Raw genomic sequence first — 12,918 nt, 5'->3', positions numbered from 1 at the left:
CGCCGATGGCGGCCGGACGCCGGCTTGACAGCATCGGCCGCTCCACCCAATGAGGTGGAGGCGAATTGCAACTTTCCCTTGGACGTCACATTTTTTGTGCATGCCGCGCCGGCCGCCTCGCAAGGGCGCGGCGACCCTGCAACGGAACCCGCGATGAGCGTTACCGACCCGCCTGCCGAGAAGCGTCCGCTGCGCGTGCTGCTCTGCGCCCCGCGCGGCTTCTGCGCCGGCGTGGTGCGGGCCATCGACGCCGTCGAGCAGGCGCTGGCGCTGTACGGTCCGCCGGTCTATGTGCGCCACGAGATCGTGCATAACAAATATGTGGTCGAGGGGCTGAAGGCGAAGGGCGCCATCTTCGTCGAGGAACTCGCCGAGATCCCCGCCGGCACCGCCGCGCCGGTGATCTTCTCCGCCCACGGCGTCGCCAAGTCGGTGCCGCAGGACGCGGCGTCGCGCAATTTCTACGCCATCGACGCCACCTGCCCGCTGGTGACCAAGGTGCATCGCGAGGCGACGGTGCACCACAAGCGGGGCCGCGAGGTGGTGCTGATCGGCCATGCCGGCCACCCGGAAGTGATCGGCACCATGGGCCAGCTGCCCGAGGGCGCGGTGACGCTGGTGGAGACCGCCGAGCAGGCGCGCGTCTTCACCCCGCGCGACCCGGACAATCTCGCCTTCACCACCCAGACCACGCTCTCCATCGACGACACAGCCGAGATCGTCGACATATTGCGCGCCCGCTTCCCGTCCATGGTCGCGCCGCACAAGGAAGACATCTGCTACGCCACCACCAACCGCCAGGAGGCGGTGAAGAAGGTGGCGCCCGATGTCGACGCGATGATCGTGGTCGGCGCGCCGAACTCCTCCAATTCGCAGCGCCTGCGCGAGGCCGCCGAGCGCGCCGGCTGCCGCATCGCCGTGCTGGTGCAGCGGGCCGGCGAGATCGACTGGGACCGCTTCGGCACCATTTCCTCGCTGGCGGTGACGGCGGGCGCCTCGGCGCCGGAAGTGCTGGTGGAGGAGATCATCGACGCCTTCGCCGAGCGCTTCACGGTAAAGGTGGAGACCGTGCATACGGTGCAGGAGGACGTGTTCTTCCCCCTGCCCCGCCAGCTGCGGCCCGATGCCGCCGAATAGCGGCCCCCCAACACAGCTCCCTCAAGATCCGCCCCCGAAGGTCCGCCCACACAATGGCCGTCTATACCGACGTCTCGCCGGAAGAGCTCGAAGCCTTCCTCTCGACCTATGATCTCGGCCGGCTGCGCGCCTTCAAGGGCATTGCCGAGGGGGTGGAGAACTCCAACTTCCTGCTCCAGACCGAGGCCGGCAGCTACATCCTCACGCTCTACGAGAAGCGGGTGAACCCGGCCGATCTGCCCTTCTTCGTTGGGCTGATGCAGCACCTCGCCGGCCGCGGCATCGACTGCCCGCTCCCGGTGGCGAACCGCGCCGGCGAGGCGCTCGGCAGGCTCGCCGGCCGGCCGGCGCTGATCGCCACCTTCCTGCTCGGCACCTCGGTGCGCCGGCCCAGCGCCGCCCATTGCGCCGCGCTCGGCACCGCGCTCGCCGGGCTGCACAAGGCGGGCGCCGACTTCACCGCGTTTTCCCGCGTGAACGCGCTCTCCGTCGCCGGCTGGCGGCCGCTCTACGACCAGGCATCGGCGCGCGCCGACACCGTGGCCCACGGGCTGTCGGCGCTGATCGCCGACGAGCTCGCCGTGCTGGAGGCCGGCTGGCCGAAGGACCTGCCCGCCGGGGTGATCCATGCGGATCTCTTCCCCGACAACGTGTTCTTCACCGACGACGCGCTTTCCGGGCTGATCGACTTCTATTTCGCCTGCAACGACCTGCTCGCCTATGACATCGCCATCTGCCTCAACGCCTGGTGCTTCGAGCAGGACGGCGCCTATAATCAGACCAAGGGCCGGGCGCTGCTCGCCGCTTACCAGGCGGTGCGTCCGTTGACGGTGGAGGAGATCGAGGCGCTGCCGATGCTGTGCCGCGGCGGCGCGCTGCGCTTCCTGCTGACGCGGCTGGTCGACTGGCTGAACGTGCCGCCCGGCGCGCTGGTGCGCCCGCACGACCCGTTGGAATATCTGCGCAAGCTGCGCTTCCACCGCTTCGCCCACAGCGCCCGCGATTACGGGATCGTCGCGTGAAGACCGCGCCCGGCACCGCCCGCATCTTCGCCGACGAGCAGACCCAGCCCGCCAACACCGTCGCGGTGTGGACCGACGGCGCCTGCTCCGGCAATCCCGGCCCCGGCGGCTGGGGCGCCATCCTGCGCTACGGCGATCACGCGCGCGAGCTCTCCGGCGGCGAGACGCCCACCACCAATAACCGCATGGAGCTGATGGCGGCGATCTCGGCGCTGGAGGCGCTCAAGCGTCCCTGCACCGTCGACCTGCACACCGACAGCGAATACATGCGCAACGGCATCACCAAATGGATCGCCGGCTGGAAGCGCAACGGCTGGCGCACCGCCGACAGGAAGCCGGTGAAGAATGTCGACCTGTGGGAGCGGCTGGAGGCCGCCATCGAGCGCCACGAGATCCGCTGGCACTGGGTCAAGGGCCATGCCGGCGACGAGATGAACGAGCGCGCCGACGAGCTCGCCCGCGCCGGCATGGCGCCGTACAAGACGCGCTAGGCCGCGCCGGTTGGAGAGGTCGAGGGATGATGGGCACATCGGCAGGCGGAGCGGCGACGGGCGTCCCGCGCCTCGTCCTGCGGCTCGAAGGGCTGGCAATGTTCATCGCCGCCCTCGTCGCCTATCGGGAAACCGGCGGCGACTGGAGCCTGTTCGCGCTTCTGATCCTGGCGCCCGACCTCACCATGCTCGGCTATCTCCGCGGCCCGCACACGGGCGCCGTGCTCTACAATATCGGCCACAGCTATCTCGGCCCCGCCGTGCTCTCCGCCGCCGGCTGGTGGCTCGAAGCCCCGCCGGCGGTCGGCCTCGGGCTGATCTGGCTCGCCCATGTCGGCGTCGACCGCGCGCTCGGCTACGGGCTGAAATATGCCGGCGGATTCGGCCTCACCCATCTCGGGCGGATCGGAAAAGCGCCGGCGGATGGGGATCGCGGGCCCGGCGCGGATTGACAAGGCCCCCACCCCTCCGCTATCAGCCGGGCCTCGATTTCAGCTGGCGGAGCGGGTTCTCTCGTGGGGATCCCTTTGCGCGGGCTCTCAACTATCCAAGGTTCGTGTCATGAAGATCCGTAATTCGCTCAAGTCGCTGCTCGGCCGTCACCGCGACAACCGCCTGGTTCGCCGCAAGGGCCGCGTCTACATCATCAACAAGACCCAGAAGCGCTTCAAGGCCCGCCAGGGCTGAGAAGGGGCGGCCTCCGCTCCCGCGCGCCGCGATCACGTTTTCGCGGCGCCGCACGCTCGGCGATTGACGAAGGCGCCATGTTTCCCGAAACTCGGGGCATGCGCGCCTTTTTTGCTGTTCTCGTCCTGACGCTGCTGCCGCTCCCGGCTCATGCCGAGACCGCGCCCGACCGCGTGCCGCAGGGCGCTCCCGCTGCCAGGGCCCAGCCGGCACCCGCCCAAGCGGCGCCTGTTCAGCCGGCGCCCGCTCAACCGGCGGTTCCCAAGGCCGCGGATGCCAAGCCTGCGGATGCCAAAACCGCCGAGCCCAAAGCGGCCGAGGCTTCCGAGCCCGACCGCGCCAAGCGGCTCGACGCGCTGTTCGCGGCGCTGAAGGCGGCGCCGAGCGCCGACGCGGCCAAGAGCATCGCCGACCGCATCGACATCGCGCTGACCCCCTCCGGCAGCGAGACCGCCGACCTGCTGATGAGCCGCGCCGCGCAGGCCACGCAGGCCAAGGATTTCGACCTCGCCATCCAGCTGCTCGACGGCGTGCTCGCGGTGGCGCCGGATCATCTCGACGCCTGGAACCGGCGCGCGACGGTGTTCTATCTCAATCAGGACTACGAGGATTCGCTGCGCGACCTGCAGCAGGTGGTCGCCCGCGAGCCGCGCCACTACGCGGCATGGATGGGCATCGCGCTGATCTGCAAGGAGCTCGGCGACGAGAAGAGCGCGCTGGCGGCGGTGCGCCATGCACACGACATCTACCCGCAATTCGAGGCGGCCGGGGAGATGGAGAAGACGCTGACGCTCTCCGTCGAGGGCCGGCCGATCTGACGGCGTCGATCTGGCGGCGCCCCTTCAGACCCGCTCGTAGTCGACGAAGCTGAACGGGAACTCGTCCTTCTCGGTCTGGAACGGGCCTTCGCGGCCGATCTCCCGCCATTCCGCCGCATCGAAGGCCGGGAAATGCACGTCGCCGAACGGCTCGCCATGCACTTCGGTCAGCCGTAGCCGCGCGGCGAGCGGCAGCGCCTGCGCATAGATCTGCGCCCCGCCGATCACCGCCATCTCGTCCACCCCCATCCGCTCCGCCTCGCGCGCGCCCATGGCCAGCGCCGCGTCGAGCGAGGGCACCACCCGCACCGCGTCGGAGGCGGGCAGGAAGGCGGTGTCGCGGCTCACCACGATGCTGGTGCGGCCCGGCAGCGGCCTGCCGATGGAATCGAAGGTGCGCCGCCCCATAAGGATCGGCTTGCCCATGGTGATGGCGCGGAAGCGCTTGAGATCGCCGGAAATCCGCCAGGGCAGTTCGTCGCCGCGCCCGATCACCCCATTGGTCGCCACCGCCGCGATCACCACCAGGTCGACACTCACGCCGCCACCCCGCGGAGCCGCGCCAGCACCTGGTCGGCGGCGGCGAGGCCGGTGAGATGGGCGCCATGCGCCGTCGAATAGGCATGCGTCGAGACCGCCTCTCCGGCGAACAGAATCCGCTCGCCGAGGCTCGTCGACAGCCGGGCGCGCAGATGCGCAAGGCCCGGCAGCGCGCAGCTATAGGCGCCGCCGATCAGCGGGTCGGCGACCCAGCCGGTCGTCGCCGTGGCTTTGACGCGGGCGCGAATATCGGCGCCGAAGGCGTCGACCAGCGCGGCAAGCGCGAAATCCACCATCGCCTGCGGGCCGGCGGCGACCAGATCGGCCGCATTGGCGCCGCCGAGTTGGCCGATCGCCATCGGCGCGCCGAACGGGTTCAGCGTGAAATTGACCGGCTTTCGCATGGGGTCACGCAGGTCGAGCGTGTCGCAATAGCTGGTCGGCGGCAGGCCGAACACGTCGCGGTCGAACAGCAGGGCCACCTTCTCTGCCGCGCCGAGCGGCAGGGCGGCGAAAGCCTCCTCCAGCGCCGGCGGCAGGCCGGGATCGAAGCGGATGGCGCCCCTGGCCATCACGCTGGTCGGCACCGCGAGGATGGCGAAACGCGCGGCGATGGTCCCGCGCGGCGTCGTCACCGACACGCCGGTGCCGGACCAGTCCACCGCCTGCACCGGGCAGGAAGTGACGATGTCGAGCGCGGGCGCGGCGCGCGCCGCCACCGCCTGCACCAGCGCGCCATAGCCGGCCTCGACCGGGCAGTTCTCCGCCGTGTCGGTATAGGCGGCATAGTCGAGCGTGGAGAGCCGCTCCGGCTCGGCCGCCGACATCAGGGTCAGCCAATGGCGCGAGAGCCGCAGCCAGCGGCTCGCGGTATCGAGGCAGTCGCTCGCCGGGATGTCGCGGCCGGCATCGCCCGCCGCCTTCACCGCGGCGAAGGTGCCGTCAATGGCGCGCCAGACCTCCCCGCGCTCCGCCTCGTCGGCCCAGTGATCGCCGAGATGGGTCGCCCGCGCCTGCCGCGAGCCCCGATTGAGGTAGGCGAAGCCGAGCTCGTCGGCGGCGGCGCGCAGCGGGTTCACCGATGCCGAATGCAGCCAGTGGCAACCCCGGTCCCAGGCAATGCCGAAGGTCGCGGTATCGGTATGGGCGCGCCCGCCGGTGCGGGCGGCGGCTTCCAGCACCCGCACCCGTACGCCGGCCGCATGGAGGCGCGCACCGGCCGCGAGGCCGGCGGCACCGGCCCCGACGACCACGACGTCGACATCCTGGCTCATGAAACGGCCGCTCCGAATCGGGTGGCGTGCAGCGGGAGGTTTGCCCACCAGCCTATTTCTTGCGGAAGGAATCCAGCCGAACGACCTGCGCCCCGCCCTCCTTGGCCTCGCCTTTTTGCGCATCGGGCTTCGGCGCATCGGGTTTCGCCGTATCCGGCTTCGTCGTGTCGGCCTTGGCAGGCTCGGCTTTCGGCGGATCGGATTCGGAGGGCTTCGCCTTCGGCGCGGCCGGCTTCACCGCCTCCGTCTTGCTGGCACCGCCATTGCCGGCATCGGCCTTGCCCGCGTCCGATTTGCCCGCGTCCGGCCGTGCGGCCTTGCCCGCCTCACCTTTGACCCCCTCGCCCTTGCCCACCGGCGCCTCGCCCGCCGCGGCGGCAGGGCGAAGCTGCGGGCGCGCCGGGGCCGGGCCCTTGGCGACATTGTCGAGGCTGGAGGCCGAGCGCGTCGGCGGCACCGAGGTCGGGCGCATCTCGGAAAGATTCGCCACCGTCGCCTCGCCGGGGGCATTCGGCTCCCGCGCATCGTCGGCCGGCGGCGGCTCGAATTGCAGGCCGAACTTCACCGACGGGTCGAAAAAGCCCTTCAGCGCGTCGAAGGGCACGTGCAGCCGCTCGGGAATGCCGTTGAAGGACAGCCCCACCTCGAAGAACTGCTCGGTGACGATGAGGTCCCAGAACTGGTGCTGGAGCACGATGGTCATCTCCTCCGGGTACTTCTCCTTCAGCCGCGGCGAGAGCCGCACGCCGGGAGCCGTGGTGTCGAAGGAGACGTAGAGATGGTGATCGCCGGGCAGGCCGTCGCGCGCGACATCGGTCAGCACGCGGCGCACCACGGCGCGCAGGGCTTCCTGGACCAGGAGATCGTAGCGGATAAGGTCGACGCTCATAGGGGCAATGAACCCGATTCCGGCCGTCGCCGCCAGCCCGCACGGGCCCAAAGGGCGAGAAATGAGTGGAGGCTTCTGTTGCCAGGTGCCTCCGAACCCCGCCTCACGGTGCTACCCGTTTGGACTTATTTCCCAGAGATCAAACCGCTCACGCGGCCTGAGCAACCGGAGCATAGTTGTCGTTGGCAACTATATGTTCGGTCCGATGACGGCGGTACCATGCCGAGCGAAAGTCTACCCTTTACGCCCTCGTCGATCCTGTTTCGCCCCCGCCGGAACCCAGCATTCCGCTGGGCTCTGGTGGAGGCGCCGGGTACTGCCCCCGGGTCCGAAGGGTTTATTCCGATAGCGGTTTATCGCCATATCCGGCTTGCGCCGGCCCGGTGAATATAGGCAGGCGCGCGCCCGGTTGGAAGGGGCTGCGCGCGATAACCGCCTCACGCTTCCGTCTGATCCCCAAATTGCAGCTTGTCGAGCGGCAGGCCGGGGTCGCTGCCGCCGAGCTTTTCCAACAGGTCGTCGATCCGCGCCTGCAGCGCCGCCATCATGATGTCGCGCATCAGCTCATAACTCAGCAGCGCGTCGGAATGGGCGCTGCGCAGGCATTCGCCGCCGCGCAGGATCAGCGTCGGCGTCGATTTGGCGCCGACCACCGACAGGTCGATGGGATGCGTGGCATCCTTCTCCATCAGCGCCAGATGCACGCGGGCACGGTGCAGGGCGGTCTTCAGGTTTTCCTGGGTCTCGATGGTCATCGGCGCTCTCCCTCGTCGCGGCCGCGCGGCAGGCGGCGGCGCGGTCCTATCTTAACCGCCGGCGGTGCGGTTGGTTGCCTCCGATACCATCGCGGCATGTCATCCTCGATAGGCCCCCGATAACCCGCTCGCCGCCGCTCCGGGTTTCGCCCGGTTTCCGCCGCGAAAACGCCGCGGGCGGCGGCGGAACGAACCCGGCCCCGGCCCGTTTGCCTCACATCCCTGGGGCCAAAGGGGACAGAAACGGAGACAGACGATGAAGACGTCCACCCTCGCCGCCTGCGGCCTTGCCGCCGTTCTCGGCCTCGGCGCCCTCGGCGCGACGCCGGCCGCCGCCCAGACCCATGTCACCAGCACCAACGGCACCGGCTATGATGTCGCCCCGGTCGTGGTCTACCAGCAGCCCGGCTACATGACCCCCGCCCCGCGCATGATGGTGCGCCCGGCGCCGAACACCGTCGTGGTCACCGAGCCGGTCGACCCCTATGGCGCCACGGTCTATCGCGGCTACGGCAACAAGCCGGTGCGCGTGAGCCCGAGCGCGATGCGCACCGGCGCGTATGGCACGCCCTGCCGCACGATCGAGAAGACGGACCAGAAGGGCCTGCTGCGCAGCTACACCTATTGCAACTGACGCAGTGCCCGGCACGCGTCACCCCGCATCACAGATAATTTTCCACATGTTGGGAGCGGGCGGCACATGCGTCGCCCGCTCCTTCGCGCTATATGTAGTAGGCAACCGATCTCGACAGCCTATGGTGGCGCGGCATGCGGCAATATCACGAACTGCTTGAACGCCTGCTGCGCGAGGGCACGCGCAAGGACGACCGCACCGGAACCGGCACGCTCTCGGTGTTCGGCCACCAGATGCGCTTCGACCTCTCGGAAGGCTTTCCGCTGGTCACCACCAAGAAGCTGCACCTGAAGTCGATCGTTCACGAGCTTTTGTGGTTCCTCGCCGGCGACACCAACATCGCCTATCTCAAGCAGAACGGCGTCTCGATCTGGGACGAGTGGGCGGATGCCGATGGCAATCTCGGCCCGGTCTACGGCCATCAGTGGCGCTCCTGGCCGGACGGGCGCGGCGGGGTGATCGACCAGATCGCCCAGGTCGTCGCCGAGATCCGCCGCAACCCGGATTCGCGCCGGCTGATCGTCTCGGCCTGGAACCCGGCAGACGTGCCGCACATGGCGCTGCCGCCCTGCCACTGCCTGTTCCAGTTCTACGTGCTGGAGGGCAAGCTCTCCTGCCAGCTCTACCAGCGCTCGGCCGACAGCTTCCTCGGCGTGCCGTTCAACATCGCCAGCTACGCGCTGCTCACCCATATGGTGGCGCAGGTGACCGGGCTGCAGCCGGGCGATTTCGTCCACTCCTTCGGCGACCTGCACCTCTATGTGAACCATGTCGAGCAGGCGCACCAGTTGCTCTCGCGCGCGCCGCGCCCGTTGCCGAAGCTGGCGCTGAACCCGGCGGTGACGGACCTGTTCGCCTTCCGCTTCGAGGACATCGCCATCGAGGGCTACGAGCCCCACCCCGCCATCAAGGCGCCGGTCGCGGTCTGACGGATGCCATCATGAGCCTGTCGACATGAGCCTCGCCATCCGCCCGGCGCGGCCGGACGACGCCGCCCTCGTCTATTCGCTGGTGCGCGAGCTCGCCGACTATGAGCAGCTGCTGCACGAGGTCGAGGCCGGCGAGGCCGACATCGCGGCGGCCTTGTTCGGTGACAATCCCAAGGCATTCTGCGACATCGCCGAATGGGACGGGCAGCCGGCCGGCTTCGCGCTGTGGTTCTACAATTACTCGACCTTCCGCGGCCGCCACGGGCTCTATCTCGAGGACCTGTTCGTGCGCCCGGCCTTCCGCTCGCGCGGCATCGCCACGGCGCTGATGCGCCATCTGGCGCGGCGCTGCCTCGACGAGGGGCTCGGCCGCTTCGAATGGTGGGTGCTGGACTGGAACGAGCCGGCGATCCGGTTCTACCGCTCCATCGGCGCGGCGGCGATGGACGAATGGACGGTGCAGCGCGTCACCGGCGATGCCCTGCGCGAACTCGCCGGCACATGAAAATGCCGCCGGCTGGTGGCCGGCGGCGAGGTGTCGGGCGGGGATGCCCGAAGGTCCGATCGGGGAGCAAGGTCAGAGCCGGTCGTCACCGCCATTCGGCGGCGGCAGGCCGGGGCGATGCGGGTGCGGGCCGAAGCCGGGCCCGCGATGCGGGCCGCGCATGCGCTCGTGCCGGTCGTGCCGCCCATCGGCGAAGCGTTCGCCCTGCGCCTCGCGGAACAGCAGGTTGAAGCGGTGGCGCTGGGCGGGTTCGAGCTCGGCATAGAGCGGCTGGGCGGCCTCGGCGAGCTGCTTCAGCGCGGTGCCGCGTTCGAGCAGGCGGTCGGCGCGCTGCTGCAGCCGGGCGACGACATCGCGATCCGGGCCGCCGGGACCCGCATCCGGGCCGGCATCGGCCTGCGGGCCTCCCGCCACGCCGGGAGCGGCGCCCGGACCCGGACGGCCCGGACCTTCCGAGCCAAAACCTTCGGATCCCGGATTCCGGCGCTCGGCGCGCTGCTGCCAGCGCTGCTGGCGCTCCTCGATCCGCTGCTCCGAGAACCCGCGCAGCGCCGTCTCCAGCGCCGGCCACAGCTTCTCCTGGTCGGGCGTCAGCCGCAGGCCGGCCTTCAGCGCGGCGATGCGCGCATCGGTCATGGCGGCGGCGTTTTCCGCCATCTGCTCGGGAGTGGGACGCGGGTGATCGGCGCCACGCCAGTTCGGCGCGGCGATGCCGAAAGTCACGCTCGCCAGAAGCGCGGCGGCGGTAGCGGCAAGTATGGTGCGTTTCATCGGCCTCGTCTCCTTGATGAGAACGAGGCCGATGGTGGCACCGAACCAACCGGGCTTCAAATGAAGCTTCGGTAATGTTCTTCTGTTTTCAATGAGTTAGATGAATAGCCGTTCAGCTTGATGAACGCCGCGTTCAGCCCGGCGCGATCATGTTCTCCGGGCGGACCACGGCGTCGAATTCCTCGTTGGTGACATAGCCGCCGCCGACCGCTTCCTCGCGCAGCGTGGTGCCGTTCTTGTGCGCGGTCTTGGCGATCTTGGCGGCGCTGTCATAGCCGATCTTGGGGGCGAGCGCGGTGACCAGCATCAGCGAGCGCTCCAGCGCCGCCTTGATGTTGTCCTCGCGCGCCTCGATGCCGACGACGCAATTATCGGTGAAGCTCACCGCCGCATCCGCCATCAGCCGCACCGACTGCAGGAAATTGTAGGCCATCACCGGGTTGTAGACGTTCAGCTCGAAATGGCCCTGGCTGCCGGCGAAGGTGAGCGCGGCATTGTTGCCGAAGACCTGCACGCAGACCTGCGTCATCGCCTCGCACTGGGTCGGGTTCACCTTGCCGGGCATGATCGAGGAGCCGGGCTCGTTCTCCGGCAGCGACAATTCGCCGAGGCCCGAGCGCGGGCCGGAGCCGAGCAGGCGGATATCGTTGGCGATCTTGAACAGCGAGGCCGCCACCGTGTTGATCGCCCCGTGCGAGAACACCATGGCGTCATGGGCGGCGAGCGCCTCGAACTTGTTCGGCGCGGTGGTGAAGGGCAGCTGGGTGATGGCGGCGATATGCTCGGCCACCTTCTCGGCGAAGCCGACCGGCGCGTTCAGCCCGGTGCCGACCGCGGTGCCGCCCTGGGCGAGCTGCATCAGCGCCGGCAGCGTCTGCTCGATGCGGGCGATGCCGTTCTCCACCTGCGCGGTGTAGCCGGAGAATTCCTGGCCGAGGGTCAGCGGCGTCGCGTCCTGGGTGTGGGTGCGGCCGATCTTGATGATGCCCTTCCACTGGTGCGCCTTGTCGTTCAGCGCGTTGCGCAGCTTCGAGAGCGCCGGGAGCAGCCGGTGCACGATCTCCTCCGCGCAGGCGACATGCATCGCGGTGGGATAGGTGTCGTTGGACGACTGGCTCATATTGACGTGGTCGTTCGGGTGCACCGGCTTCTTCGAGCCCATCACCCCGCCCAGCATCTCGATGGCGCGGTTGGAGATCACCTCGTTGGCGTTCATGTTGGACTGGGTGCCGGAGCCGGTCTGCCACACCGCCAGCGGGAAATGCGCGTCGAGCTTGCCCTCGATCACCTCCTGCGCCGCCGCCACGATCACCTTGGCCAGCGCCGGGTCGAGCCGGCCGAGCTCGAGATTGGTTTCCGCCGCCGCGCGCTTGACGATGCCGAGCGCCCGCACCACCGGCAGCGGCTGCTTCTCCCAGCCGATCTTGAAATTGCCGAGCGAGCGCTGCGCCTGCGCGCCCCAATACTTGTCGTTCTCGACCTCGATGGGGCCGAACGTATCGGTTTCGATGCGGGTGGTGGTCATGAAGCAACCTTTCGGATCGGGCGCGGAACGCGCCGGCCGTCACCTCCCGGCGGATCGCGGCGCGGCGCCGGTTTAGCACGCGCGCGGCGGGCGGCAAATGCGACCTCGGACGGGGCCCCGCGGCATCGCCGCCCGCTTCGCCGGCAAAGGTCACGAAGACGTGAACGGCCGCCCGATACCTTATGCTGCGACGCGATGATCCGTTTCGGGGGGATAACCGAATAAATGAGACGACTTGGGCGAACCGGTACAATTCGGGTGCGAATTGTCTGGATTTTCCTTGCAACGCCCAACTCTTTTTCCGGTTTGTTTTGCGTCGAGAAACGTTTTTACCATTCGCGCGAGGACCGACTTGTCCGGCATTGCCGGCGCGTCGAGCGAGCCGCTCCCCCCGACCGCATGCGGCCGGAGGGAGCATGGGAGGAAAGAGCTTGGCCGATCTCATCAACCTGCGGCGCTACCGCAAGAGAAAAGCACGGGACGCGGCGGAACAAACCGCGACGGAACGACGTTTGGCGTTTGGGGTATCCAAGGCGCAGCGGGGCGCCGACGAAGCCGCCAAACGCAAGAGCGAGGCGGTTCTGGACGGGCACAGGCGCATACGAGAGGACGAGACATGAAAAGCCCCGTGGTGAAGCGGTCGATCGTTATTGCCGGACACAAGACGAGCGTCAGCCTCGAGGACCAGTTCTGGGACGCGCTGAAGGAAATCGCTGCCGAAAAGCGCAGTACCTTGTCAGATATCGTCGCTTCCATTGATTCTGGACGCAACCAGGGCAACCTGTCCTCGGCAATCCGCCTTTACGTGCTCGCCCATTACCGCGCGGTGCCGCAACGGCGCGAGGCGAGCGACCAGACGGATCGGAATGTGGCCGCACGCCCTAACGTTGCGTAACATTCCCGCCATCCCATATCTGCGGACACGACGGCGCGTTGTATCC

Annotated in this window: 16 protein-coding genes, 1 other RNA gene and 1 pseudogene; 11 read left to right on the top strand and 7 right to left on the bottom strand. The window is 68.7% G+C overall.

The genetic code is table 11. From position 1 onward, the window contains the following. Positions 1–153: 153 nt before the first annotated feature. The 6 genes from ispH (at position 154) to AC1RU4_RS02720 (ending at position 4,155) form a co-directional block, all read left to right on the top strand. Entirely contained in the window at positions 154–1,137 is a 984-nt protein-coding gene (gene ispH / locus AC1RU4_RS02745) for a 4-hydroxy-3-methylbut-2-enyl diphosphate reductase (protein WP_492889483.1), read from the top strand. A gap of 53 nt (positions 1,138–1,190) precedes the next feature. Beyond that, positions 1,191–2,159: a homoserine kinase gene (locus AC1RU4_RS02740; RefSeq protein ID WP_492889482.1), complete on the top strand. Its 969-nt coding sequence runs from the start codon at positions 1,191–1,193 to the stop codon at positions 2,157–2,159. Then, a complete protein-coding gene (gene rnhA, locus AC1RU4_RS02735) occupies positions 2,156–2,650 on the top strand; it encodes a ribonuclease HI (RefSeq protein WP_492889481.1) in 495 nt (164 codons plus the stop codon). The genes AC1RU4_RS02740 and rnhA overlap by 4 nt, the downstream gene beginning before the upstream one ends. 26 nt (positions 2,651–2,676) lie before the next feature. Then, positions 2,677–3,102 (top strand): DUF4260 domain-containing protein, encoded by a 426-nt coding sequence (locus AC1RU4_RS02730; protein ID WP_492889480.1) that lies wholly within the window; start codon positions 2,677–2,679, stop codon positions 3,100–3,102. A 109-nt stretch (positions 3,103–3,211) separates the two neighbouring features. Beyond that, on the top strand, positions 3,212–3,337 hold the full coding sequence (gene ykgO, locus AC1RU4_RS02725; protein WP_013167868.1) for a type B 50S ribosomal protein L36: 126 nt from the start codon (positions 3,212–3,214) through the stop codon (positions 3,335–3,337). Between the two features lie 98 nt (positions 3,338–3,435). After that, positions 3,436–4,155, top strand: coding sequence for a tetratricopeptide repeat protein (locus AC1RU4_RS02720; RefSeq protein WP_492889479.1), 720 nt, complete (start codon positions 3,436–3,438; stop codon positions 4,153–4,155). 24 nt (positions 4,156–4,179) lie between these two features. On the opposite strand, the gene AC1RU4_RS02715 is transcribed toward AC1RU4_RS02720, so the two are convergent. From AC1RU4_RS02715 to AC1RU4_RS02695, 5 genes and pseudogenes are all read right to left on the bottom strand, one after another. Further along, a complete protein-coding gene (locus AC1RU4_RS02715) occupies positions 4,180–4,695 on the bottom strand; it encodes a dihydrofolate reductase (RefSeq protein ID WP_492889478.1) in 516 nt (171 codons plus the stop codon). Further along, the gene (locus AC1RU4_RS02710; RefSeq protein ID WP_492889477.1) at positions 4,692–5,969 is read right to left on the bottom strand and encodes a flavin monoamine oxidase family protein; all 1,278 of its coding nucleotides are present in this window, start codon (positions 5,967–5,969) and stop codon (positions 4,692–4,694) included. Before AC1RU4_RS02710 ends, AC1RU4_RS02715 begins: the two co-directional genes overlap by 4 nt. A gap of 322 nt (positions 5,970–6,291) precedes the next feature. Then, positions 6,292–6,858: pseudogene (locus tag AC1RU4_RS02705) on the bottom strand (SspB family protein); the annotation flags it as partial. A 64-nt stretch (positions 6,859–6,922) separates the two neighbouring features. Beyond that, positions 6,923–7,277: a transfer-messenger RNA gene (ssrA, locus tag AC1RU4_RS02700) on the bottom strand. Positions 7,278–7,295: 18 nt separating this feature from the next. Next, a complete protein-coding gene (locus AC1RU4_RS02695) occupies positions 7,296–7,613 on the bottom strand; it encodes a hypothetical protein (protein ID WP_492889476.1) in 318 nt (105 codons plus the stop codon). Between the two features lie 256 nt (positions 7,614–7,869). Between AC1RU4_RS02695 and AC1RU4_RS02690 the strand changes: the two genes are divergently transcribed. From AC1RU4_RS02690 to AC1RU4_RS02680, 3 genes are all read left to right on the top strand, one after another. Beyond that, on the top strand, positions 7,870–8,247 hold the full coding sequence (locus tag AC1RU4_RS02690) for a hypothetical protein (protein ID WP_492889475.1): 378 nt from the start codon (positions 7,870–7,872) through the stop codon (positions 8,245–8,247). A gap of 134 nt (positions 8,248–8,381) precedes the next feature. Next, positions 8,382–9,176 carry a thymidylate synthase gene (locus AC1RU4_RS02685; protein ID WP_492889474.1) on the top strand — a complete coding sequence of 265 codons (795 nt, stop codon included), beginning with the start codon at positions 8,382–8,384 and terminating at the stop codon, positions 9,174–9,176. A gap of 25 nt (positions 9,177–9,201) precedes the next feature. After that, positions 9,202–9,681 (top strand): GNAT family N-acetyltransferase, encoded by a 480-nt coding sequence (locus AC1RU4_RS02680; RefSeq protein ID WP_492889473.1) that lies wholly within the window; start codon positions 9,202–9,204, stop codon positions 9,679–9,681. 72 nt (positions 9,682–9,753) lie between these two features. Here AC1RU4_RS02680 and AC1RU4_RS02675 read toward each other — a convergent pair whose 3' ends face one another. Together AC1RU4_RS02675 and fumC are read right to left on the bottom strand one after the other, a co-directional pair. Next, positions 9,754–10,452, bottom strand: a complete 699-nt coding sequence (locus AC1RU4_RS02675) for a Spy/CpxP family protein refolding chaperone (RefSeq protein ID WP_492889472.1) — start codon at positions 10,450–10,452, stop codon at positions 9,754–9,756. Positions 10,453–10,585: 133 nt separating this feature from the next. Continuing rightward, the gene (gene fumC, locus AC1RU4_RS02670) at positions 10,586–11,977 is read right to left on the bottom strand and encodes a class II fumarate hydratase (RefSeq protein WP_492889471.1); all 1,392 of its coding nucleotides are present in this window, start codon (positions 11,975–11,977) and stop codon (positions 10,586–10,588) included. 431 nt (positions 11,978–12,408) lie between these two features. Here fumC and AC1RU4_RS02665 point away from each other — a divergent pair, with 431 nt between their 5' ends. Continuing rightward, positions 12,409–12,597 carry a DUF4169 family protein gene (locus tag AC1RU4_RS02665; RefSeq protein ID WP_492889470.1) on the top strand — a complete coding sequence of 63 codons (189 nt, stop codon included), beginning with the start codon at positions 12,409–12,411 and terminating at the stop codon, positions 12,595–12,597. Continuing rightward, positions 12,594–12,872, top strand: a complete 279-nt coding sequence (locus AC1RU4_RS02660; RefSeq protein ID WP_492889469.1) for a ribbon-helix-helix domain-containing protein — start codon at positions 12,594–12,596, stop codon at positions 12,870–12,872. Before AC1RU4_RS02665 ends, AC1RU4_RS02660 begins: the two co-directional genes overlap by 4 nt. Positions 12,873–12,918: the final 46 nt, after the last annotated feature.

Source organism: Ancylobacter sp. GW821-FHT10E12 (assembly GCF_058809335.1).
The sequence above is the reverse complement of the archived record's forward strand: the minus strand, read 5'-3'. Positions and strand labels throughout refer to the sequence as shown.